The sequence below is a fragment of the Amycolatopsis circi genome (genome assembly GCF_003385235.1).
Lineage (GTDB): Bacteria > Actinomycetota > Actinomycetes > Mycobacteriales > Pseudonocardiaceae > Amycolatopsis > Amycolatopsis circi.
Genome location: NZ_PQIA01000019.1, coordinates 154,898 through 176,571 on the forward strand (window position 1 = coordinate 154,898; position 21,674 = coordinate 176,571).

Genomic DNA, 21,674 nt, shown 5'->3' on the forward strand with positions numbered 1-21,674 from the left:
TTACCGTGCGTAGCCGAATCTACCAGGTGGGTGTCAGCCACTGCGTCCAGGTCGGCGGGGCGCGGGTTCGTCGTCGTGCGGCCAGTGCGGACTCCGCTGGTCGTCGTCGGGCCAGCTCAGTTCGCCCGACAGCCGCGGCTCGGGATCGGGCAGCGGATGCCCGGCCGAGTCGTGCGTCGGACGCCGCTCGTCGTACGGCTCGTCCGGGTCGACTTCCGGATAGTCGTTGTAGACGCGTTCAGGCTGGTCGTCGTAGTGCGGGTAGGCCGGTTCCTCGTAGTCCTCGTACGGATTCGCCCGCGGGATGTGCCGGGTCTCCTCGGTCGGCGCCTCGACGGGCGCGGCCGCGGGCCGGTACGGCTGCGCCTCGGCTCCGATTCCGGCTCCGGAGCCGGAGCCGGAGCCGGAGCCGGGGCCGGGGTCAGGGTCGGCCTTCGGCCGGGCCGCCCGCGTGAACAGCCACATGACCGCCGCCCCGAGCAGGAACGAGACGAGCAGCCACAGCCAGATCTGCCCGAAGAGCCAGAGCATCCGCCATCACCTCTGTTCCGCTGTGATCTCGACCCGCCGGTCGCTGTCGTTCCCGCTGTCCGAACCGCTCGTGCTGGCCACCGCGAGCAATCGGTCCGGCGGCACGTCCTCGCGGATCAGCAACCGGATCACGGTCAGCGCCCGGTTGCGGGAAAGCTTCAGCGCGGCACTGCGTCCGCCCGGACCGTCGGCGACCCGGCCGACGACGCGGTAACGCACGTTGTCCGGTGCGTCGCGAAGCAGCGGCGCGAGGTCGCGCGCGGCCTGCTCGCCTTGGTCGGTGAGCTGTGCGGTGTCCGGCTCGAAGGTGATCGGCGCGGCCGCGAGCTTGCGGTCCAGTTCGGCCTGGATCCCGTCGCGGTCGGTCGGCGGCGCGGAAGGCGGGGCGGACGGGCTCGGCGGCGGGCTGGCAGGCGGTGTCGTCGACGGTGCGGGCGAGGGCGCGGATTGCGCAGGCCCGGCACCGCCGGAGGCTTGCGCCGATTCGACTCCGTCGACGCCCTGCACGATGCCCAGCGCGCGCCCGGCGTCTTCGGCCGGGAATCCTTCGAGGGTCGCCTGCCGTCCGGAGAACTTCACGTCGCCGCCGCGGAGGCCGGCCGCGTCGAGCGCGGAGCGTGATCGCGCGGCGAGGTCGTCCTGGATCCCGCTTCCCTGGAGCCAAGTGACGAGGCCCGCGAGCAGTGCGGTGACCACCACCGCGACGGGGATCAAGCGAAGCCACCCTCGTGCACCGGACATAAAAGGACCATATGCCGGGCCCGTCCGGTTGGCGACCTGGTGTCGGCCGCCGTTCGGGTGGCTCTCGCGACAGTGCCGGTGCCGGTGGTCACCGGCACCGGCACTGTCGAGGGAACGGCGTTCAGGAGGCGGTCGCGTTGCCCCGCACATCGCCCCGTACGTCGAGGCTGATGCTCGCCGGGTTGTCCGGCACGAGCGGGACGTCCGGCACGAGCGGCGCGAGGGGGGCCAGTTCCGGCCGCTTCGGCGACAGACCGTCGCCCATGGACTCGCCGCGCAGCTGGCGGCGGATCCACGGCAGCAGGTGCATCTTGGTCCACGCGAGGTCCGACCGCCGCGACGTCATCCAGGTGGCGGGCTCACTGCTCGCCGGATACGGCTCTCGCCAGTCCTCGCTGACCGGGACGCCGAGCACCTCGGCGGTAAGCAGCGCGATCCGGCGGTGCGCGTCCGGCGTGAAGTGCAGCCGGTCGTCGCTCCACGCGCGACGGTCGTGCAGCGGCTCCATCGCCCACATGTCGACCATCTTCGCGCCGTGCCGGGCCGCGATCGCCCACAGGTGCGTGTTGTAGATCGCGACCTTGCCGCGCAGCACGCTCATCACCGACAGCGATTTGGTGTCCGGCCCGTTGAAGATCACCACCGGGATCCCGGCCGCGCGCAGCTTCGCCACCCCCGCCTCGAAGCGCTCCGCGATGGCGTCGACGTCGGCCCCCGGGACGATCACGTCGTTGCCGCCCGCGCACAGCGTGACCAGGTCGGGCTTCAGCTGCAAAGCGATCGGGAGCTGCTCGTCCATGATCTCGTCGAGCATCTTGCCGCGCAGCGCCAGGTTCGCGTACTGGAAACCGGGCTCGTCGCCCGCCAGCATCTCGGCGAGCCGGTCGGCCCAGCCCCGGAACGTCCCGTCCGGCTGCCCGTCGTTGAGGCCCTCGGTGAAGCTGTCCCCGATGGCTACGTAGCTGTTGATCCCGTACACGCTGGGTTCCCCTTTCCCGCTGGTGCGCGCCTGTTCCCCTGAGAAGTCCCGGCTGTAGTTGTACACCCCAACTAACAGTCGGATATCCCCATATCCTTCCCGCCGGACACGACCGGTTCAGCCGGACGTCACAGTCTCTTACCTTGTCGGGGGTTTCCGCCTCCCTATTACGGCATTTTCACCGGGACGAAGCTCACGATCGGGCTGGTAGCGGGCGCCGTGTGGGGTAGGTCTCCCGGCCTGGGGGTCGGCCGGGAGTTGCGGCAGGCTGGAAGCTGTGACAGACGAGACTGCGAAGGGGCCGGCGCGGGAGTCGCTCACGCAGATCCTCGGCGGGCGGCGCGGCGCGATCGACGCCAGCATCCCGCCCGCCGCGTTCGTCGTCGGCTGGCTCGCGTCGGCCCAGTCGATCGCCTGGGGAGCCGGGGTCGCGATCGGCGTCGCCGTGCTGCTGGGCGCGTACCGGCTGATCCGCGGCGACAAGGCCCGCGCGGTGGTGGTGAGCCTCGCCGCGGTGGTGATCGCCGCGCTGATCGCGATGCACACCGGCCGGGCCGAGGACTTCTTCCTGCTGCAGCTGTTCTCGAACGCGGCGAGCGCGCTGCTGTTCGCGGCGAGCATCGCGGTGCGTTGGCCGTTGCTCGGGGTGATCGTGGGGTTGCTCCTCGGGCAGAAGACCCGCTGGCGGCGCGATCCGGCCCTGTTGCGCGCGTACTCGTGGGCGAGCGGCGTGTGGGTGCTGCAGTACTTGCTGCGCGTGGTCGTTTACGGCCTGTTGTGGTGGACCGGGCAGGTGGTGGCGCTCGGGGTGGCGCGCACGGTGCTCTCCTGGCCGCTCGTGGCGGCGACGGTGGCGGTGAGCGGCTGGGTCCTTTACCGGAGCCTTCCAGCAGAACACCCGGGCCTTCGCCTGGCGAAAGACCCGGGTGCGGGCGAGTCCGAAAACGGACCCGGAAGTTAAGGCGGCCCCCGGCGAGGGGGGAGGGTCCGGGGGCCGGTTCCTACGGTACCTGGACCGGAGGGGTTGAGTCGACGGTTTCGACTCTTCCGCTCAAGTTTTGGTGGCATTCACCCGTCGGGATGGTCGTGGGGTGTCCTCGCCCCAGGCCTCCACCGGCGCGAGCCACGCCGCGCCGAGCACGCCATCGGAGCTGGTCAGAACGGTGAGATCGGCGAATTCGGTCCGCACGCGAGCCCCGACCGGGCTGTTTTCGGCCAGCACGCTGCCGACGAGCACGATCGGAGTTTTTTCTCCCGGCTCGCGCGTGGCGCGAGCCACGCGCACGAGATGCCGGGCGCCCCGCGCGACGATTTCCTCGGCGACCGGTTCTCCGGCGGCAGCCGCGGCACTCACCAGCGGCGCGTACCGGGCCAGCCGGACCGGGGGTTCCGCGTTGGCGTGGGTCACGAGTGCCCACATGACTTTGAAGCGGTCGGACAAGTCCACTGCGGACGGTTCGAACGCTTCGGCGAGGACCGCCTCGGCCAATCCGCCGAGCGGGTCGTCGCCTTCGAGCGCGGCGAGCGTGGCGCGCACGGCTTCGCGGCCGAGCCAAAATCCGGAGCCCTCGTCGCCGAGCAGCCAGCCGTGGCCGCCCGCGGTGCGGACCATCCGGCGGCCGCGGATGCGCCCGGCGATCGAGCCGGTGCCGCCGATGAGCACGGTGCCGTCCGGTTCCGACGTCGCGGAGGCGTAGGCCACCTCGGCGTCGCCGGTGACACGGACCAGCCCGCCGAGGCCGATCCGCTCCCACGCCGCGGCGAACTCCGCGGCGACCTTCGGGTCGGACAGCTTGCTCTCGCCCGCCATGCCGACCACGACGCCGAGCACGTCGGTCCGTCCGTCCAAAGCGGATTCGACGGCTCCGGCGATCCGCGCCGCCGCCTCCGCCGGAGGATGCGAATTCGGGTTCGCGCCTCCCGCGGCGCCGGTGCCGTGCACGACGCCGGCGGCGTCGACCGCGATCGCTCGCGTCGAGGTGCCGCCGGCGTCCACGCCTACTACGAGGGTCACCGGGTCTTGGTCACCTTCAGCAGGCCGCGCGGGTTGTCCGGGTTGCCGCCGCGAGCGAGCGACAGCCCGAGCGCGATCCGCTGGATCGGCAGGATTTCCAGCACTGGAGCCAATTCCTCGACGGTCGGGGCGACCGGGATGCGCAGCGCGGCGGGCACGGCGTCTGCCGCCGAACCGACCGCGAGCACGTCCGCGCCGCGCTCGCCGACCGCTTCGAGGACCTCGCGCATGGCCTCGCCGCCGCGGCCGAGGCTGGTGGCAGCGAGCACGGCGGTCTCGCCGTCGACCGCCGCGACCGGGCCGTGCAGCAGGTCCGCGCCGCTGTATGCGCGGGCCGCGAGGTAGCTCGTCTCGGCCAGCTTCAGCGACGCTTCGAGCGCGCTGGCGTAGGAGTAGCCGCGGCCGGTGGTGAGAACGCGGTCGACAAAGCGATACCGGTCCACCGCGCGCTGGACGCCTTCGACGGAACCGTCGAGCGTCTGCTGGGCCAGTTCGCCGATCTTCTCGGCGTCCTCTCCCTTGCCGCCGCGGATCGCGTCGATGAAGAGGTACAGCGCCATCAGCGTCGCGGAGTACGTCTTGGTCGCCGCCACTGCCTTCTCGAGCCCGGCGCCGATGTCGACACCCAGTTCGGAAGCCGCGCGCAGCGGCGAGTCGGGGGTGTTGGTGACGGAGACGGTCAGCGCGCCCTGGCGGCGAGCGGCCTCGGTGACCTCGATCAAGTCCGGTGAGCCGCCGCTCTGGCTGACCGTGATGAAGAGCACGTCGCGCAGGTCCGGGCGAGCGCCGTAGAGCGTCGCGGTGGACGGCGAAACGAGCCCGGCCGGCAGGCCCAGGAGTACCTCGATCAGGTATTTCGCGTACAGCGCGCCGTGGTCGCTCGAACCGCGAGCGGCGAGCAGCGCGAACCGCGGCGGGTTCTGTGAAATCTTTTCCGCGACTTCCGCGATGCCGGACCGCCGCTCGACCAGCCCGGCGAGAATGCCGGGCTGCTCCGAGATTTCCGCGGCCATGTGCTCGCCGGGACGTAGTTGGGTCATCACTTTCCTCTCCGCCGGGACGGGTGTCCCGGTGTGCTGAGCGGCGTCCGGTCAGGTCTAGACCAATGCTAGCCGGGCGGAGCGGGTCGGGAGAAGGGTACGTTTCCTCACGGGTCAGTGGCGCGTTTAATGTGGGAAGACTGAGGGAGCCGGGCATGCTGGAGACACCCCCCGCGAGCGAGGCGGGGACTGCTGCGCGAGGGCAGCGCGAACCCAAGTACTGGGCGCTGAAGCAGCATCTGCTGGACCTGCTCGACGCACTGCCGCCGGGATCGCCGATCCCGACCGAGCGGGCGCTGGCGGGCGAGTTCACCGTTTCGCGCACCACCGTGCGCCAGGCGCTGGCGGATCTCACCGCCGAGGGCAGACTGCACCGCGTCCAGGGCAAGGGCACCTTCGCCGCCGAGCCGAAGCTCGCGCAGCGGCTGCAGCTGTCCTCTTATACCGAGGACATGCGCAAGCAGGGCCTGAAGCCGTCGTCCCAGTTGCTGGAACTCGAAGAGCTGCCGGTCGAGGGCGAGATGACGAAGCTGCTGCAGCTGCGCAACGGCGCGAAGATCCTGCGGCTGCGCCGGCTCCGGCTCGCCGACGGCCAGCCGATGGCGCTCGAAACCACGCACCTGCCGCTCGGCCGGTTCCGCGGGCTGCGCAAGCACATCACCGCGGGCGGTTCGCTGTACGCGGTGCTGCGCGAGCATTACGGCGTCGAGCTGGAGCGCGCGGAGGAGACCATCGAGACGTCGCTCGCCGGGCCGCAGGAAGCGGAGATCCTCGGCGCGGACGTCGGCATGCCGGTGATGATGCTGACCCGGCATTCGTTCGCCACCGACGGCAAGCCGGTCGAATTCGCCCGCGCGGTCTATCGCGGCGACCGGTACAAGTTCGTCACCACGCTGCTTCCCTGACCCCGTGCCGGCCGACGTTCGCTGGGGCACGCCCGCGGCTCGCGGCGTGCTCTGGACGACCATCCTCGGCTCGGGGATGGCGATGCTCGACGGCACGATCGTGAACGTCGCGCTGCCCCGGATCGGCGAGGAGCTGGGCGCGTCGGTCGCCGGTCTGCAGTGGATTCTCGACGGCTACCTGCTGGCGTTGGCCGCGCTGATCCTGGTCGCCGGATCGCTCGGCGACCGCTACGGCAGACGGCGCGTGTACCTGATCGGCGTCGTGTGGTTCGGGCTCGCGTCCGGACTGTGCGCGGCGGCGACGTCGACCGAGCTGCTCGTGCTCTTCCGCGTGCTGCAGGGAATCGGCGGGGCGTTGCTGACGCCGGGTTCGCTGGCGATCCTGCAGTCGTCGTTCTCGCACGAGGACCGGGCTCGCGCGATCGGCTCGTGGTCCGGGCTCGGCGGGATCGCCGCGGCGGTCGGGCCGCTGCTCGGCGGACTGCTGGTGCAGGCGTGGTCGTGGCGGCTGGCGTTCCTGATCAACCTGCCGCTCGCGGTGGTCGTCGTGCTGATGGCGCGGCGATTCGTGCCGGAGTCGAGGGATACCGCGGCGACCGGGCATCCGGACTACGTCGCCGCCGCGGTCGGCGCGCTGGGGTTGGCCGGGGCGACCGGGGCGTTGGTCGAGGCACCGGTGCGCGGGATCGGCGATCCTGTCGTGTTGGTCGCGCTGGTGGTCGGTGTTGCCGGGCTGGGGTTGTTTCTCTGGCTCCAGCACCGTGCTGCCGAACCGCTCGTGCCGCCTTCGCTGTTTCGCGACCGGACCTTCACGCTGTCGAATGCGTTGACGTTCGTGGTCTACGCGGCGCTTGGCGGCGTGATGATGTTGCTGGTTCTGCAGCTTCAGGTGTCGCTGGGTTATTCGCCGACGCTGGCCGGTCTGGCCGGATTGCCGATCACGGTGCTCATGCTGCTGCTTTCCGGCCGGTCGGGTGCGCTCGCGCAGCGGATCGGGCCGCGGCTGCAGCTGGTGGTCGGGCCGATCGTGGTCGGCGTCGGGATGTTGCTGCTGACGCGGGTGGGGCCGGGGTCGTCGTACCTCGGGTCGGTGCTGCCCGCGGTGGTCGTGTTCGGGCTGGGGCTGGCCACTGTGGTCGCTCCGGTGACCGCGACGGTGCTGGCCGCCGCGCCGGATCGGTACGCCGGGGTCGCGTCCGGAGTGAACAATGCGATCGCCCGATCGGGTGGACTTCTGGCGGTGGCGGTGCTGCCCGCCGCGGCTGGTTTGACGGGTTCGGCCTATCGGGATCCGGCCGCGCTGACTGCTGGCTGGCAGACAGCGCTGGTGATCTGCGCGGTGCTGGCGATCGTCGGCGGGCTTATCGCGTTAGGAATTCACAACGGGGTGCTCGGCGCCGCAGAAGCGGATGATTCGCCGCATCCCGGGGATTGTCTGCATTGCGGGGTGGAAGGGCCGCCCACGCACGTCCATCCCGGTGCGCGTCGCTGATCTTCCGGTGGGGGAAATGTGCTGGGGTTTGTGGGTGCCGGGGAGCTGACCGCTGCCGTCGTGAGCGGACTCGACGGGAGCTTGCCGCACTGAACGCTTCCCAACTCGGCTCATCGCGAGGCACCACAACCCCGCCGACGCGCTCGAACAGTTCTCGCGCGAAGCCGTCTTCGGGGTACATCGCAGTAAGGCTTTGCCGCTGCGCCGCCTGTGGCCACGGAAGCGACTGGCGACTATCGCCGGGTGGATGGTCGCGCAGGGCGTCGAGGCTGACGCGGCTTCGGCGTACGTGACGCATGTGTTCGCGCAGGTCGGGAAGTCACTGGCTGGGAGCGGCCCGTTAGAAGAGCTGACTGCCCGGCATATGACTCCGGGCGGGATCAACGGGCAGTTGCTGACTGACCTGCGCCGGGACCGGATGCCGGAGATGGTGCGGCAGGGCCTGGACGCGGTGTTGACCCGGTTGCGCGGGTCAGCCGCGAGATCGGGCGACTAGCCGGGTCTCGATGCTCTGCAGCGCCGTGATCAAGGTGCCGATCTCTGCGGTGTCCGTGAACGTCCCGTCGAGCAGCGTGGACCAAGTGTCGCGCAGCCGCTGCAGGTTCTCCGCCGCCTTTTCGGTGGGGTAGAGGCGTACTCGGCGGGCGTCGTCGGGGTCGGATTCCCGGCGCAGCAGGCCTTTGGTTTCCAGGCCCCGGACGGCCCGGCTGACGTTGCTGGAGATCATCTGCGTGGCCTCGGCCGCGGCGTTGACCGTGGCTCCGGGGTGCCGGTCGACGAACCGCATCACCGCGCCTTCCAGCGGCGTCCCCGACTCGGCGTTGGCTTCCTTGGCGGCGTTGATGTGCCGGGCCACCGCGAGGATCAGGTCGGCGAGTTCGAAGAGCCGTTCGTCTTTCACCCGGCCAGTATAGCTATCGTTTGACAGGTATCTCCTCGGCGACGTAGGTTAGCTATCAATTGATAGCTAAGGAGGCGGTCATGGCCGCAGGCAAGAGCGCGTTGATCATCGGGGCGTCGCGGGGGCTGGGCTACGCGCTGGCCTCCGAGTTCCTGGTTCGCGGCTGGCAGGTGACCGCGACCGAGCGGACGCCCTCCGCGCTGCACGAGCTGGGCGATCTTACGGTGGAGACCGTCGACATCGCGGTGCCCGAACAGGTCGCGGCGCTGCGCGAACGGCTGGCCGGGTCGGCGTTCGACCTGCTGTTCGTCAACGCCGGAACCAACTACACGACCGACCCTTCGGCGACCTTCACCGACGTGTCCACCGAGGACTTCGTCCAGGTCATGGTGACGAACGCGCTGAGCCCGATGCGCGTCGTCGAGACCCTGCAGGACCTGGTCCCCGAGACGGGCACCATCGGCGTGATGTCGTCGGGCCAGGGCAGCGTCGCCGACAACACGAAGGGCGGCTTCGAGGTTTACCGGGCGAGCAAGTCCGCGCTGAACCAGCTCATGCGCAGCTTCGCCGCCCGGCACGCCGACGACCCACGCACGCTGCTGCTCATGGCACCCGGCTGGGTACAGACGGACCTAGGCGGCCCCAGTGCGCGGCTGACTATCGACGAGAGCATCCCCGGGGTCGCCGACACGATCGAAGCTTGGGCGGGCAAGGGCGGGCTGCACTACCTGGACCGGCAGGGCCAAACCGTCAACTGGTGACAGCCGTGGTCCCGGCCAAGGTCCGTGAAGGGCTCCTTGAGGGAATCAGATTCTCTCAAGGAGCCCTTCACGGACGTTCGGTATCGCGCGCCAAGCCCATCAGCCGGAGAGAACCCCTGTGCACCGCCGACTCAATGCGGCATCGGGGCAGCCTCACCTAGGCGAGCAGTTCGGCCAGCATCGCCGGATCGATGTTCCCGCCGGAAACGATCGCTACCGTGCGGCCGCCGGGGAGTTCGTCGCGGTGGTGCAGGTACGCGGCCGGAGCGGTGGCCCCGCTGGGCTCCGTGACCAGGCGACCTTGCCGGGCCAGCGCCCGGACGGTGTCGCGGATTTCGTCCTCGGTCACCGTGATGACGCCGTCCAGGACGTGCTGCAGGTGCGCGAACGTGAGCGCGGACGGCTGCGCACGCAGGCCGTCAGCGATGGTGCGGGCGCGGTCGGTGATGGGCCAGTCCACGATCTCGCCCGCGGCGAGGCTGGCCGCGGTGTCTGCGGCCAGTTCCGGTTCGACGCCGTAGACCTTCGCGTTCGGGCATTTCGCCTTGATGGCGGTGCCGACCCCGGAGGCGAAACCGCCGCCGCTGATCGGGACCAGAACGGTTTCGACGTCCGGCAGATCCTCGGCGATCTCCAGCCCGACGGTGCCCTGCCCGGCGATGATGTCCGGGTGGTCGAACGGCGGGATGAGCGTGAGACCGCGTTCCTCGGCGAGCGCGAGCGCCGCCGATTCCCGTTCCGCGATCGGCACTTCGCGGACCTCCGCGCCCCAGCGGAGGGTGGCTTCGACCTTCAGCCGCGGAGTGACGTCCGGCACCACGATCACCGCGGGGATCCCGAATTCGCGCGCCGCGTAGGCGACTGCTTGCGCATGGTTGCCGCTCGAATACGCGACCACGCCGCGTTTCCGTTCGGCGTCGGCGAGTGCGGCGATCGCGTTGTACGCGCCGCGGATCTTGAACGCGCCGATCGGTTGCAGGCTCTCGGGTTTCACCCAGAATTCGCCGGGAACCCAGAGCTGGCGCAGCAACGGGGTGTGCACCGCGGTGCCCTTCACCCGCCCGGCCGCGATTTCGATGTCGGAGATCGTCACGAGGTGCATGCGGCGAGTATGTCAGGAAAGTGTGAGCTTTAGTCTATCCATTTTGGACAGTCAACGTGTCGTCCCTCACGCCGGGGCAACGAAGGGAGCACCTCAGGCGACTTAACCGTTGAAGAAACAGGGACAACGGCCGGGAAACGATCAGAACGGAATCATGAGCGAGGAGCAGAAGGAAACCGCGGAGGACAAGAAGAAACTCCGGATGACCCCGGTGCTCGCCGCGGCGCTGGCGGCGGTCACCGCCGCGTTGCTGGGTTCGACGCTGGGGGTCGCGGGAACAGTCATCGGCGCCGGGGTGGCCAGTGTGGTCAGCACCGTCGGCGGCGAGTTGTACCTGCGTTCTCTGCAGCGCACTCGTGATGCCGCGCGGAAGGCGATGGAGACCGCCGCGCGACGCAGCCGGGCCGGGCTTGCTCCCGTGCATGTGCCGCTTGATCGGGCGGAGTCGAAGAACGCTGCCCCGGGTGAGGCGCCGACGGCGTATCTCCCGGCTGACCTGGCGAACATGCCTACGGTTCGGTTGTCCGAACTGAAGCCGACTGAACCGGAGAAGTCCGACAGTCTGGGCGAAAAACTTCGGAAGCTGCGGTGGCCGTTGATCATCGCGTCGAGCGCGGTTGCGTTCGTGGTCGCGTTGATTGTCCTGGTCGGCCTGGACTTGACTACCAAGGGCAACGTGTCGACCGGGTTGGTTCCTCGGCAGCCGGATACCAGTCAGCATCAGGACGATCATCCGGACAACGCGCCGAGTACCGCACCGCAGACTCCGCCGAGCGGGGAGTCTCGGTCGGACAACCCGACGTCCACGCCGACCACGACGCCGAGCGCTCCGCCGTCCTCGCAGCCGACTCAGGAGCAGACTCGGCCGCCGTCTACGTCCTCGAAGCCGAGCACGAGTTCGCAGGCTCCCAGCACCAGCCAGACACCGACCGCTCCCGCAGCCCCGTCAAACGCGGGCCAGTAGCTCCCCACGGCGATCCGTGAGGGGAACCTTCACGGACTCTGAGTCCCTCAGGGTTCCCCTCACGGCCTACTTAAGCCGCGCCTTCAGTCCCTCCGCGGCAGCTTTCGGGTCCGCAGCCTCGGTAATCGCCCGAACGACGACCACCCGAGAAGCCCCCGCGTCTAGCACCTCCGGCAACCGAGCCTCGTCGATCCCGCCGATCGCGAACCAAGGCCGCTCCGTCCCGAGAGCCGCGGTAGACCGGACCAAGTCCAGCCCCGGCGCGAACCGGCCGGGTTTCGTCGGGGTGGGCCAGCACGGGCCGGTGCAGAAGTAGTCCACGCCGGTCTCCGCCGCGGCCGCGGCAGCCTGCTGGTCCGAATGGGTGGAACGGCCGATCACCACGTCGTCGCCTAGGACTCGGCGCGCCAGCGATACCGGGATGTCGTCCTGGCCCAAGTGCAAGACGTCCGCGCCTACGGCCAACGCCACATCCGCCCGGTCGTTCACCGAGAGCAACGCTCCGTGCCGCGCGCAGGCCTCCGCCAGCACCTCCAGCGCCGCGATCTCCTGCTTGGCCTCCAGCGGTGCGCCTCCGGTCTTGTCCCGCAGTTGCACGATGTCGACGCCACCGGCCAAGGCGGCGTCAGCGAACTCGGCGAGGTCCCCGCGGGAGGCGCGGGCGTCGGTGCACAAGTACAGCCGAGCGTCGGCTAGCCGGGTGCGAATCTGGTCTCCGGTCAAGGCAGGCATGGCGGTGACGTTACCCGCGCGCTACGGTGTGGGAGTCCGCACGGGAGCCCGAGGCACGGGCTGAGAGGGAGCTGCCGCTCCGACCGTGGAACCTGATCCGGGTCATGCCGGCGCAGGGAGCGTGATTCCACTGTGAACACCAGCACCACAACCGTCACTGTCGTCGGCGGCGGCGTCATCGGGCTGTCCGCGGCCTGGCGCGCGGCCGCCCGTGGATGGCGCGTCACGGTCGTCGACCCGGATCCCGTGCGCGGCGGCGCGTCCTGGCTGGCCGGCGGGATGCTCGCCCCGGTCACCGAGGCGTGGCCGGGCGAGGAAGCCGTGCTCAGCCTGGGGGAAGCGTCGCTGCGGCGCTGGCCCGGCTTCGCGCGGGACCTCGCTGCCGAGGGGACCGATCCCGGGCTGGCCGAGCACGGCACGATCGTCGTCGGGTTCGACAGCGCCGACGCCGGGCACCTCGGCATCCTCGCCGGGTACCTGCGTTCGCTCGGCCGCGACGTCGAGACGCTCACCGGTCGCGCGGCGAAGCGGCTCGCACCCGGCCTCGGCGCGGTCCGCAGCGGCCTGCACGTGCCGGGCGATTTAGCCGTGGACAACCGGAAATTGCTTACTGCGCTGAGTGAAGCGGCTACGAAGCGTGGGGTCGAGTTCCGTCGGGAACGGCTCCAGAGCCTCTCCGAAGTGTCCGGCCCGGTGATCCTCGCGGCCGGCGCGTGGACCGGTCAGCTGCATCCGTCGCTGGAGCACGCCGTACGCCCGCTGAAGGGGGAGATCCTGCGGCTGCGTCCGCGTCGGGGCTGTCTGCCGCCTCCGCCGTACACCGTGCGCGCGATGGTCGAAGGACGGCCGATCTATCTGGTACCGCGAGAAAACGGCGAACTGGTCCTTGGCGCGACGCAGTACGAAGCCGGTTTCGACCAGGCTGTCACCGCGCGCGGCGTACGCGAGCTGCTGGAGAACGCGGAACGGATTCTGCCTGGTATCACGGAGTACGAGCTGGTGGAAGTCGCCGCCGGACTGCGTGCCGCAAGCCGTGACGCTCTGCCGTACATCGGCGAAGTGAGCGAAGGCGTGTACGCGGCGACTGGACACCACCGCAACGGTTTGCTGATGGCGCCCGCGACTGCGGACGCTGTGGTCGCGTGGCTGGCCGGCGAAACCCCGCCGCCGGAGGTGGCCGCGGCGACGCCAGCCCGTCTGGTCGAGAAGGAGCGAGTCTGATGGAGATCAAGGTCAACGGCGAGTGGCGGGAGTTTCCCGACGACAGCACCGTTTCCGCGGTCTTGGACGCGCTGGGAGCGGAACGCCGTGGCGTGGCCGTCGCGGTCAACGGCGAGGTCGTGCGGCGTGGCGAATGGGAAGAAGCGGTCGTGCCGAAGGGCGCGCACCTCGAAGTGCTGACCGCGGTTCAAGGAGGTTGAGCATGGACGACCTGATCATCGGCGAACACAAGCTGTCGTCGCGATTGATCATCGGCACCGGTGGCGCGGCGAATCTCGAGGTGCTGGAACGCGCGCTGGTCGCGTCGGGCACCCAGCTGACCACCGTGGCGATGCGCAGAGCCGACGCCGAGGGCGGCTCCGGAGTGCTGGAGTTGTTGCGGCGCTTGGACATCGAGCTGCTGCCCAACACCGCGGGCTGCCGAACGGCGGCGGAAGCCGTGCTCACCGCCCAGCTGGCCCGCGAGGCGCTGGAAACGAACCTGATCAAACTCGAGGTACACGCCGACGACCGGACGCTGCTGCCCGATCCGCTGGAGACCCTCGAAGCCGCCGAACGCCTGGTGGCGGACGGATTCACGGTGTTCGCCTACACCAACGACGACCCGGTTCTCGCCCTCCGCCTGGAAGAAGCGGGCTGTTCCGCAGTGATGCCGCTCGGCGCTCCGATCGGCACCGGGCTGGGTATTCGGAACCCGCACAACATCGAACTGATCGTCTCGCGCGCGTCGGTGCCGATCGTGCTGGACGCCGGGATCGGTACTGCTTCGGACGCGACGCTGGCGATGGAACTCGGCTGCTCGGCGGTGCTTCTGTCGACGGCGGTGACCCGCGCGGCGGACCCGGAACGGATGGCGCTGGCGATGCGGAGTGCAGTGGAGGCTGGGTACTTGGCCCGAGGTGCGGGGCGGGTGCCGCAGCGGTTTTGGGCGCAGGCGTCCAGTCCGCCTCGCTAGGGTTCTCGTGAGTGTTTATGCCGGTTCTAACCGGCATAAACACTCACGAGACCTCGACCACCACCTTGCCGCGCACCCCACCGCTTTCGAGCGCGCGGTGTGCGTCGGCGATATCGGCGAACGGAAACACCCGGTCCACCAACGGCCGCACCAACCCGGCATTCACCCACCGGCTCAAATCAGCGAGCAGGTCCGCCTTCGGGTTCCCGCTGAAACCGCGCACCCACCGGGTCGGGCGCAGCGAATTCGCCGCGACATAACCAAGCGTGCGGACCGGATGGTCGAGGTCAAACGCGATCGCGACCATCCGCCCGCGCGGGGTCAGCAGCCGCCGGAACGTGTCGAGGTCGCGGCCGACGGTGTCGAGGATGACGTCGAACTTCCCCAGGTCACCTGGATCGCGGTAATCGAGCGCGACATCCGCACCGAGTTCCCTTGCCAGCTCTAGGTTTTTAGCGCTCGCCAACCCAGTCACGTGCGCGCCCATAGCGCGACCGAGCTGCGTCGCGACAAAACCGACTCCGCCAGTCGCACCACGGATCAGCAGGCGTTCGCCCGGCTTCAGATGGGCTTTGTCGCGCAGCGCGGTAATCGCGGTGACGCCCACCGCGAGCGACGCCGCCTGCGAGGGATCCAGCCCAGCAGGCACGTGGTCCAGCCGATCCGCGGCCATCACGTAGTACTCGGCAGCAGTGCCCATCCGCCGTCCGCCGCCCCAGACTAGGTCGCCGACCGCGAACCGGCTCGTCCCCGGTGCCACCACCTCGCCGACCAGGTCCACGCCGATTCGCTTGGGGAAACGCTTGCCACTGAACGGAAGCAGCTTCCCGGACCGCATAGCGAGTTCGCCGCCGTTGACGGTCAGCGCGCGCACCCGGAGCAGGACTTCGCCGGGGCCGGGTACGGGCGTCGGGACAGTGGTTTCGCGCAGGACTTCGGGCGGTCCGTAGCGGTCGTAGGTGATGGCACGCATCGAAGTGGAAGGCATGTTCCACTTCTAGCACGGAAAGTGGAAGGGGTCTTCCGATTCGCGTAAAGTGAGAGAGTGCCGGAAAAATCGACTCGGTTGCGCACCGACGCCGCCCACAATCGCGCGCAGATCCTCGAGGTCGCGGAGCGCACCTTCGAGACCGAGGGCCTGGACGTGTCGATGAGCGAGCTGGCGCGCCGCGCTGGTCTCGGCGTCGCCACGGTGTACCGCCATTTCCCGACCAAGGCCGACCTCGTCGCCGAAGCCTTCGCGGAGCCGATGGCCGAATGCGCGGGCATGCTCGACGAAGCGCTCGCCGACCCCGATCCGTGGCGCGGGTTCTGCCGGGTGATCGAGGAGGTGTGCTCGATGCAGGCGCGCAACCACGGTTTCTCCGCCGCGATCGTGACCTCGCTGCCGGATCAAGCCGCCTTCGCGGAGTTGCGGGACCAGGCGTTGCGGGGGTTCACCGAGTTGATCCGCCGGGCGCAGGAAGCCGGTGCGCTGCGGGCCGACTTCGTGGTCTCCGACCTGTCGTTGGTCTTGCTGGCGAACGGCGGCCTGCGGTCGAGCGCGGGAGCTGCGGCACCGGCGGCGTCGCGTCGGCTCGCGAGCTATCTGCTGCAGTCGTTCCGAGCGGAGACGGCCGCGCCGCTGCCGCCGCCCGCGGAGCTTCCGCTCGACGTGTCGGTGCTCTGAATGGGCGGCCAAGCTGCACAAATGGCTGGGTAATGGTGATTTCGCCCGCGCTTGACGCGGATTGTGCACGGGCACGCCGTATGGTTGACGGCACCCTTTCCGGCGCACCCAGCGGCGGGCACCAGCGTCAGAAGGAGCCGATCGTGACTCTTTCCTCGGTCCAGGACGTAACGGGCCGGTTGTATCTAGCGGTGGGACGGCTTTCCCGCTCGCTTCGCCAGGCGGGCGCGCCCGGGCCCGGACACGGGTCGATCTCGGCGCTGGCCACGCTCGTCCACTTCGGCGAGCTGCGCCTCGGCGACCTCGCCGCTAAGGAAGGCGTCGCGGCGGCCACGATGTCGCGGATCGTGGCCACGCTGGTGGAGGCCGGTTACGTCACGCGCGAGTCCGACCCGGTCGACCGGCGCGCCTGGCTCGCCCGCGCCACCGAGGAAGGCGAACGCCTCGTCTCCGGCGTGCGCTCCACCCGCGTACAGGAACTCAACCGCCGCCTCGACCGGCTCACCCCCGAGGCTCGCGAGTCGATCATCGCCGCGCTGCCCGCGCTGGAAGCCCTGATCTCCGACGAGGGCTAGTCGCCAGAACGCCGAGACGGGACCGAGTTTCGCGCCCGTGGGTGAGTGTTCGGCGGCTTGGGAGACGAACCATTTGCCGTAGTGCGCTGCATCGGCGATTGGCCAGCCCAGCGTGGGCCGGGGAGATCTACGAAAGTCGTAGAGAAGCAGGTCGACGCACTCCGCGCCAGACTCCGACGAGGGCTAGCGCTCTTCCGGGGCCAGCCGCCAGAACGCCGACACCGGGCCGACTTTCGCGCCCATCGGGTACGAGTGTTCGACGGCCTGCGAGACGAACCACTTGCCGTAACGCGCCGCTTCGACCACCGACATGCCCTTGGCCAGCCCGGCGGTCAGCGCGGACGCCATGGTGTCGCCGGCCCCGTGCGTGTGCGGGGTCTGCCAGCGCGGGCCGGGCAGCTCCACGAACGTCGTGCCGTCGAAGAGCAGGTCGACGCATTCCGGGTCGGACTGCAGGTGCCCGCTCTTCACCAGCACGTACTTCGGGCCGAGTTGGTGCAGTACGACGGCCGCGGTGTGCATGCCGTCGCGGTCGGTCACAGTCATGCCGGTGAGCAGCCGCACCTCGTCCAGGTTCGGCGTGAGCACAGTGGCGCGCGGCAGGAGTTCGTCGCGCAGCGCGGCGAGGCCGTCGTCGTCGAACAGCGACTGGCCGGTCATCGCCGCGGCCACCGGGTCGACCACGAACGGGATCGCGCCGTCGCGCCCGATCCCGGCCTTGTCGCAGGCCGCCGCGACTGCGTGGATGATCTCCGCGGACGCGAGCATGCCGGTCTTCGCCGCGCCGACGCCCATGTCCGCGGCGACCGCCTCGATCTGCCCGGCCACGATGTGCGGCGGCAGATCGGCGCGGTCGTGCACGCCGAGCGTGTTCTGGACGGTGACCGCGGTGACCGCGACCAGGCCGTGCACCCCGCAGGCGAGGAAGGTCCGCAGGTCCGCCTGCAGCCCGGCGGCCCCGCCGGAATCGGATCCGGCGATGGTGAGCGCGGAGGGCGGGCTCGGGTTCTCAGTCATGTGCGCGTTCCGACTTCTGGTCTGGTCCATTGAGGCAACTGTGCTTCATTCACAGTCCACCACGATGGCACAGTAAGTGTTCGTGCTGGTCCCCGTGACGAAGGAGACATCAGTGAAGCTCGCCGCGGCCGGTCTCCTGCTCCTGTCCACGCTGGCGGTACCGGGGGTCGCCAGCGCGGACAGCCCCAAGCTCTCGCACGTGACCACCGTCGGCGTGCACAACACCTACGATCCGGCGGCGTACCCGTACCTCGCGCAGGCACTGGACAACGGTTCGTCGCTGCTCGAACTCGACGTCTGGCCGGATTTCTTCACTCACGAGTGGAAAGTCAGCCACTCCAATCCGCTGGGCAACAGCAACAACTGCGTCGACGCGCATTCGGCTGCCGACCTTTACTCCGGCGGGACCAACAAGGATCTCGAATCGTGCCTGGACGACATCCGGATCTGGCTCGGCGCACATCCCGGCCATGCGCCGCTCACGCTGAAGATCGAAATGAAGACCGGGTTCTCCGCGAATACCGGCCTCGGCCCGGCTCAGCTGGACGCCGCTTTCCGCGACCACCTCGGTGACGCCGTGTTCAAGCCCGCCGATCTTCTCGGCAGCCACGCCACGCTCGACGAAGCGTCCAAAGCGGACAATTGGCCGACGCTGGACGCGTTGCGGGGCAAGGTGCTCACCGAGATCATCCCGGGCACGGTCGAAGAGGGAAACCCGACGGACACGCTGCACACCGACGTCGAGTACGCCGGTTATCTGCTAGACCAGAAGGTTGCCGGAAAGCTGAATTCGGTGCAGATCTTCCCGACTGTGCACGGTGCTGCGGGCGGTGACCCGCGCGACAAATACTCCGCGGAGCAGAAACCGTGGTTTGTCGTTTTCGACGGGGACGCGAGCGAATGGCTCGCCAAGGCCGGAATGTCCTGGTACGACAATAACCACTACTACGTGGTCATGACGGACGGCCAGAACGTCGCGCCAGCCATCGACGACCACAACCCGACCGTCGACCAGGCAACCCAGCGCGTGGCGGAGCTGGCCAAGCAGCACGCGTCCGTGGTGACCTCCGACTGGACGGGCCTCACCACCGTGCTGCCGACGGTGGATTCGCGCGGCTAGAACCGCGGCGGCGGTTTCAGCACCGACATCCGGTATTGGTACACCGCTTGCGCTTCGGCGATCCCCGGCCGCGGGGTGACGCCCGATTTGCGGATCGTTTTGACCGCCGAAGCGGTGCGGTGCTCGGTGACCAGGCCGTCGACCTCGTGCTGTACCTCAAGCGGCAGCCTCGCCCACAACGCTTCCGGTGTCTCGCTCATCCGGCCAGTGTCGCATTCACCGCGGGTTCGCGAGCCGCCAGAACGGGGAAACCGGGCCGACGCCGGCACCGAGCGGGTACGCCTCCCGGACGCAGCGTTCGATGAACCGTTTCGCCTCCGCGACCGCGGTGGGCACGTCCGCGCCCTTCGCGAGCGACGAGGTGATCGCTGACGCCATGGTGTCGCCGCCGCCGTGGGTGTTTTCCGTGTCGATGCGCGGACCGCTCAGCTCGATCACCGCTGAGCCGTCGGTGAGCAGGTCGACGCAATCGGCGGCGTCGTAGAGGTGGCCGCCCTTGACTAGAACCCACTGGGAACCGAACTCCAGCAACGCTTCCGCGGCTGCGTGTTGGCTCTTGGAGTCGGTGACGGTGACGCCGGTGAGCAGCCGTACTTCGTCGAGGTTCGGCGTGATGAGCGTGGCGCGCGGGAACAATTCCGTCCGGATGGCTTCCAGCGCTTCTTCGCGCAGCAGCGCGTGACCGGTCATCGAAGCAGCCACCGGATCGACTACGAACGGCGTGTCCGTGGTCCGTCCGATGTGGACTTCGTCCAGTGTTTTCGCCACTGCCTGAATGATTTCCGCGGTGGCGAGCATGCCGGTCTTCGCCGCGTTGACGCCCATGTCCTCGGCGACCGCTTTGATCTGCGCGGTGACGACGTCGACCGGGATCTCGGAGAACCCTTGCACGCCAAGCGAATTCTGCACGGTGACCGCGGTGAGCGCGACCAGCCCGTGCACGCCGTTGGCGAAGAACGTGCGCAGGTCCGCCTGCACGCCCGCACCACCGCCGGAATCAGATCCGGCGATGGTGAGGGCGGTGCGGGGCGTGCTTGTCACTGGTTGACCACGGGCAGATAGACCTTGTTGCCCTGCTCGGAAAACTCCGCGGACTTCTCGGCCATGCCCGCCTCGATCGCCTCCACAGAGGACAGACCGTGCTCCTCGGCGTACTTGCGCACGTCCTGGGTGATCCGCATCGAGCAGAACTTCGGCCCGCACATCGAGCAGAAGTGCGCCGTCTTCGCCGGTTCCGCGGGCAGCGTCTCGTCGTGGAAGGCCCGCGCGGTGTCCGGGTCGAGCGACAGGTTGAACTGGTCGTTCCACCGGAATTCGAAGCGGGCCTTGGACAATTCGTCGTCCCACTCCTGCGCGTACTGGTGGCCCTTGGCGAGGTCGGCGGCGTGCGCAGCGATCTTGTAGGTGATCACGCCGGTCTTCACGTCGTCGCGGTTAGGCAGGCCGAGGTGCTCCTTCGGCGTGACGTAGCACAGCATCGCGGTGCCGTACCAGCCGATCTGCGCCGCACCGATCGCGGAGGTGATGTGGTCGTACGCCGGCGCGATGTCCGTGGCGAGCGGGCCCAGCGTGTAGAACGGAGCCTCGCCGGTGAGTTTTTCCTCCAGCTCCACGTTTTCCTTGATCTTGTGCATCGGCACGTGGCCGGGGCCCTCGATCATCACCTGCACGTCGTGCTCGCGGGCGATGTGCGTCAACTCGCCGAGGGTCTCCAACTCGGCGAACTGGGCACGGTCGTTGGCATCCGCGATCGAACCGGGACGGAGGCCGTCGCCGAGGGAGAACGTGACGTCGTACTCGCGCAGGATCTCGCACAGCTCGGAGAAATGCGTGTACAGGAAGGATTCCTGGTGATGCGCGAGGCACCAGGCGGCCATGATCGACCCGCCGCGGCTGACGATGCCGGTGACCCGGCGCGCGGTCAGCGGGATGTAGCGCAGCAGCACACCGGCGTGCACCGTCACGTAGTCGACGCCCTGCTCGCACTGCTCGATGATGGTGTCGCGGTAGATCTCCCAGGTGAGCTTTTCCGGCTCCCCGTCGACCTTTTCCAGCGCCTGGTAGATCGGCACGGTGCCGACCGGGACCGGCGAGTTGCGCACGATCCACTCGCGCGTCTCGTGAATCCGCTTGCCGGTGGAGAGATCCATGATCGTGTCGGCGCCCCAACGGGTGGCCCACACCATCTTGTCGACCTCTTCCTCCACCGAGGACCAGACGGCCGAATTTCCCATGTTGGCGTTGATCTTCACCAGGAAGTTCTTGCCGATGATCATCGGCTCGGTCTCCGGATGCTTGCGGTTGACCGGAATCACCGCACGACCGCGGGCGACCTCGTCCCGCACGAACTCCGGCGTACAGCGTTCGCGCGCGGCGATGAACTCCATTTCCCGGGTGATCACCCCGGCTTTCGCCCAGCCCAGCTGGGTGTTGTGCTCCCGCCCGTCCGCCCAGCCGGACCGCAACGGGTGAAGTCCATTGTGGACATCGATGTTCGCGTCCGGATCCGTGTAAGGCCCGGACGTGTCGTACACGTCGAAATGCTCCCCGTTCGACAGATCGATCCGCCGAGCCGGAACCCGCAATCCGGATTCGGTGCGGTGATAGACCTTGTGCGAACCGGTGATCGGCCCGGTGGTGACGGACGGGGCGATGGCACCCTGGTTTTCCAGCGTCGTCAACGACGTTCACTCCCTACGCCGGCATTACCCGGTCAGGTTCATGCGGTCGGTGACGCCGGGTGTCCGCGAGATGGACACCAGCCACCCTCTCAGCCCGCCAAGGCGCGAGCTCCCGCGTTGCATTCGGTTGAGGTTGCCCGTCCGACGATGCCATGCGGTGTCGGGTCCGCACAAGGGGGTGAGCGGAGGCGGTGGCTGGCTTGGGGGTTGAGCGGAGGCGTGGCTGGTTTGGGGGTTGTGGGCAGGCTGTGGCTGGCTTGGGGTTTGAGGGCAG

25 protein-coding genes and 1 riboswitch are annotated in these 21,674 nt (G+C 69.0%); of the genes, 12 read left to right on the forward strand and 13 right to left on the reverse strand.

The window, feature by feature from the left end; translation table 11 throughout:
- Nucleotides 1-33 precede the first annotated feature (33 nt).
- The 3 genes from D0D37_RS10820 to D0D37_RS10830 all read right to left on the reverse strand — a co-directional run bounded on the left by D0D37_RS10820 (nucleotide 34) and on the right by D0D37_RS10830 (nucleotide 2,251).
- Entirely contained in the window at nucleotides 34-531 is a 498-nt protein-coding gene (locus tag D0D37_RS10820; protein WP_116200365.1) for a LapA family protein, read from the reverse strand.
- Between the two features lie 6 nt (nucleotides 532-537).
- A complete protein-coding gene (locus D0D37_RS10825; RefSeq protein ID WP_116200366.1) occupies nucleotides 538-1,272 on the reverse strand; it encodes an OmpA family protein in 735 nt (244 codons plus the stop codon).
- Nucleotides 1,273-1,393: 121 nt separating this feature from the next.
- Nucleotides 1,394-2,251, reverse strand: a complete 858-nt coding sequence (locus tag D0D37_RS10830) for an SGNH/GDSL hydrolase family protein (protein ID WP_116200413.1) — start codon at nucleotides 2,249-2,251, stop codon at nucleotides 1,394-1,396.
- 277 nt (nucleotides 2,252-2,528) lie between these two features.
- On the opposite strand from D0D37_RS10830, the gene D0D37_RS10835 reads away from it, so the two are divergent.
- Nucleotides 2,529-3,212: a DUF3159 domain-containing protein gene (locus D0D37_RS10835; RefSeq protein WP_116200367.1), complete on the forward strand. Its 684-nt coding sequence runs from the start codon at nucleotides 2,529-2,531 to the stop codon at nucleotides 3,210-3,212.
- A 90-nt stretch (nucleotides 3,213-3,302) separates the two neighbouring features.
- On the opposite strand, the gene D0D37_RS10840 is transcribed toward D0D37_RS10835, so the two are convergent.
- Entirely contained in the window at nucleotides 3,303-4,265 is a 963-nt protein-coding gene (locus D0D37_RS10840; protein ID WP_116200368.1) for an N-acetylglucosamine kinase, read from the reverse strand.
- Nucleotides 4,262-5,305: an SIS domain-containing protein gene (locus tag D0D37_RS10845; RefSeq protein ID WP_162834150.1), complete on the reverse strand. Its 1,044-nt coding sequence runs from the start codon at nucleotides 5,303-5,305 to the stop codon at nucleotides 4,262-4,264. The genes D0D37_RS10840 and D0D37_RS10845 overlap by 4 nt, the downstream gene beginning before the upstream one ends.
- Nucleotides 5,306-5,460: 155 nt before the next feature.
- Here D0D37_RS10845 and D0D37_RS10850 point away from each other — a divergent pair, with 155 nt between their 5' ends.
- The 3 genes from D0D37_RS10850 to D0D37_RS10860 all read left to right on the forward strand — a co-directional run bounded on the left by D0D37_RS10850 (nucleotide 5,461) and on the right by D0D37_RS10860 (nucleotide 8,198).
- Nucleotides 5,461-6,210 carry a GntR family transcriptional regulator gene (locus D0D37_RS10850; RefSeq protein WP_009084055.1) on the forward strand — a complete coding sequence of 250 codons (750 nt, stop codon included), beginning with the start codon at nucleotides 5,461-5,463 and terminating at the stop codon, nucleotides 6,208-6,210.
- A gap of 4 nt (nucleotides 6,211-6,214) precedes the next feature.
- The gene (locus D0D37_RS10855; RefSeq protein ID WP_116200370.1) at nucleotides 6,215-7,702 is read left to right on the forward strand and encodes an MFS transporter; all 1,488 of its coding nucleotides are present in this window, start codon (nucleotides 6,215-6,217) and stop codon (nucleotides 7,700-7,702) included.
- A 247-nt stretch (nucleotides 7,703-7,949) separates the two neighbouring features.
- Nucleotides 7,950-8,198, forward strand: coding sequence for a pyrroline-5-carboxylate reductase dimerization domain-containing protein (locus D0D37_RS10860; RefSeq protein ID WP_116200371.1), 249 nt, complete (start codon nucleotides 7,950-7,952; stop codon nucleotides 8,196-8,198).
- Here the strand turns inward: D0D37_RS10860 and D0D37_RS10865 are convergent.
- Nucleotides 8,175-8,603 (reverse strand): MarR family winged helix-turn-helix transcriptional regulator, encoded by a 429-nt coding sequence (locus D0D37_RS10865; protein ID WP_116200372.1) that lies wholly within the window; start codon nucleotides 8,601-8,603, stop codon nucleotides 8,175-8,177. The two genes, D0D37_RS10860 and D0D37_RS10865, sit on opposite strands and share 24 nt — an antisense overlap.
- Before the next feature lie 80 nt (nucleotides 8,604-8,683).
- Here D0D37_RS10865 and D0D37_RS10870 point away from each other — a divergent pair, with 80 nt between their 5' ends.
- Nucleotides 8,684-9,364 carry an SDR family NAD(P)-dependent oxidoreductase gene (locus D0D37_RS10870; protein ID WP_116200373.1) on the forward strand — a complete coding sequence of 227 codons (681 nt, stop codon included), beginning with the start codon at nucleotides 8,684-8,686 and terminating at the stop codon, nucleotides 9,362-9,364.
- 157 nt (nucleotides 9,365-9,521) lie between these two features.
- On the opposite strand, the gene D0D37_RS10875 is transcribed toward D0D37_RS10870, so the two are convergent.
- On the reverse strand, nucleotides 9,522-10,466 hold the full coding sequence (locus tag D0D37_RS10875) for a threonine ammonia-lyase (RefSeq protein WP_116200374.1): 945 nt from the start codon (nucleotides 10,464-10,466) through the stop codon (nucleotides 9,522-9,524).
- Nucleotides 10,467-10,620: 154 nt separating this feature from the next.
- Between D0D37_RS10875 and D0D37_RS10880 the strand changes: the two genes are divergently transcribed.
- Nucleotides 10,621-11,430 (forward strand): hypothetical protein, encoded by an 810-nt coding sequence (locus D0D37_RS10880; protein WP_116200375.1) that lies wholly within the window; start codon nucleotides 10,621-10,623, stop codon nucleotides 11,428-11,430.
- A gap of 66 nt (nucleotides 11,431-11,496) precedes the next feature.
- Here the strand turns inward: D0D37_RS10880 and thiE are convergent, their stop codons facing one another.
- Nucleotides 11,497-12,162 carry a thiamine phosphate synthase gene (gene thiE / locus D0D37_RS10885; RefSeq protein WP_116200376.1) on the reverse strand — a complete coding sequence of 222 codons (666 nt, stop codon included), beginning with the start codon at nucleotides 12,160-12,162 and terminating at the stop codon, nucleotides 11,497-11,499.
- Between the two features lie 30 nt (nucleotides 12,163-12,192).
- Nucleotides 12,193-12,298, forward strand: a riboswitch (TPP riboswitch).
- Between thiE and thiO the strand changes: the two genes are divergently transcribed.
- The 3 genes from thiO (at nucleotide 12,295) to thiG (ending at nucleotide 14,338) form a co-directional block, all read left to right on the forward strand.
- Nucleotides 12,295-13,383 carry a glycine oxidase ThiO gene (thiO, locus tag D0D37_RS10890; RefSeq protein ID WP_116200377.1) on the forward strand — a complete coding sequence of 363 codons (1,089 nt, stop codon included), beginning with the start codon at nucleotides 12,295-12,297 and terminating at the stop codon, nucleotides 13,381-13,383. (Overlaps the previous riboswitch by 4 nt.)
- Entirely contained in the window at nucleotides 13,383-13,583 is a 201-nt protein-coding gene (gene thiS, locus D0D37_RS10895) for a sulfur carrier protein ThiS (protein WP_116200378.1), read from the forward strand. The genes thiO and thiS overlap by 1 nt, the downstream gene beginning before the upstream one ends.
- A gap of 2 nt (nucleotides 13,584-13,585) precedes the next feature.
- Complete coding sequence (gene thiG, locus D0D37_RS10900; protein WP_162834151.1) at nucleotides 13,586-14,338, forward strand: thiazole synthase; 753 nt, start codon at nucleotides 13,586-13,588, stop codon at nucleotides 14,336-14,338.
- A 43-nt stretch (nucleotides 14,339-14,381) separates the two neighbouring features.
- On the opposite strand, the gene D0D37_RS10905 is transcribed toward thiG, so the two are convergent.
- Nucleotides 14,382-15,326, reverse strand: a complete 945-nt coding sequence (locus D0D37_RS10905) for an NAD(P)-dependent alcohol dehydrogenase (protein WP_116200380.1) — start codon at nucleotides 15,324-15,326, stop codon at nucleotides 14,382-14,384.
- A 57-nt stretch (nucleotides 15,327-15,383) separates the two neighbouring features.
- On the opposite strand from D0D37_RS10905, the gene D0D37_RS10910 reads away from it, so the two are divergent.
- Nucleotides 15,384-16,007 carry a TetR/AcrR family transcriptional regulator gene (locus tag D0D37_RS10910; protein WP_116200381.1) on the forward strand — a complete coding sequence of 208 codons (624 nt, stop codon included), beginning with the start codon at nucleotides 15,384-15,386 and terminating at the stop codon, nucleotides 16,005-16,007.
- A gap of 143 nt (nucleotides 16,008-16,150) precedes the next feature.
- Nucleotides 16,151-16,582, forward strand: a complete 432-nt coding sequence (locus D0D37_RS10915) for a MarR family winged helix-turn-helix transcriptional regulator (protein WP_037718524.1) — start codon at nucleotides 16,151-16,153, stop codon at nucleotides 16,580-16,582.
- A 183-nt stretch (nucleotides 16,583-16,765) separates the two neighbouring features.
- Here the strand turns inward: D0D37_RS10915 and thiD (D0D37_RS10925) are convergent, their stop codons facing one another.
- Nucleotides 16,766-17,599 (reverse strand): bifunctional hydroxymethylpyrimidine kinase/phosphomethylpyrimidine kinase, encoded by an 834-nt coding sequence (gene thiD, locus D0D37_RS10925; RefSeq protein WP_116200382.1) that lies wholly within the window; start codon nucleotides 17,597-17,599, stop codon nucleotides 16,766-16,768.
- 112 nt (nucleotides 17,600-17,711) lie between these two features.
- On the opposite strand from thiD (D0D37_RS10925), the gene D0D37_RS10930 reads away from it, so the two are divergent.
- Entirely contained in the window at nucleotides 17,712-18,719 is a 1,008-nt protein-coding gene (locus tag D0D37_RS10930; protein ID WP_116200383.1) for a phosphatidylinositol-specific phospholipase C domain-containing protein, read from the forward strand.
- Here D0D37_RS10930 and D0D37_RS10935 read toward each other — a convergent pair.
- The 3 genes from D0D37_RS10935 to thiC are packed head-to-tail and all read right to left on the reverse strand — an operon-like array spanning nucleotide 18,716 to nucleotide 21,400.
- Nucleotides 18,716-18,919, reverse strand: coding sequence for a hypothetical protein (locus D0D37_RS10935; protein WP_116200384.1), 204 nt, complete (start codon nucleotides 18,917-18,919; stop codon nucleotides 18,716-18,718). The two genes, D0D37_RS10930 and D0D37_RS10935, sit on opposite strands and share 4 nt — an antisense overlap.
- A 16-nt stretch (nucleotides 18,920-18,935) precedes the next feature.
- Nucleotides 18,936-19,760, reverse strand: coding sequence for a bifunctional hydroxymethylpyrimidine kinase/phosphomethylpyrimidine kinase (gene thiD, locus D0D37_RS10940; RefSeq protein ID WP_116200385.1), 825 nt, complete (start codon nucleotides 19,758-19,760; stop codon nucleotides 18,936-18,938).
- Nucleotides 19,757-21,400, reverse strand: a complete 1,644-nt coding sequence (gene thiC, locus D0D37_RS10945; protein ID WP_162834152.1) for a phosphomethylpyrimidine synthase ThiC — start codon at nucleotides 21,398-21,400, stop codon at nucleotides 19,757-19,759. Before thiC ends, thiD (D0D37_RS10940) begins: the two co-directional genes overlap by 4 nt.
- Nucleotides 21,401-21,674 lie beyond the last annotated feature (274 nt).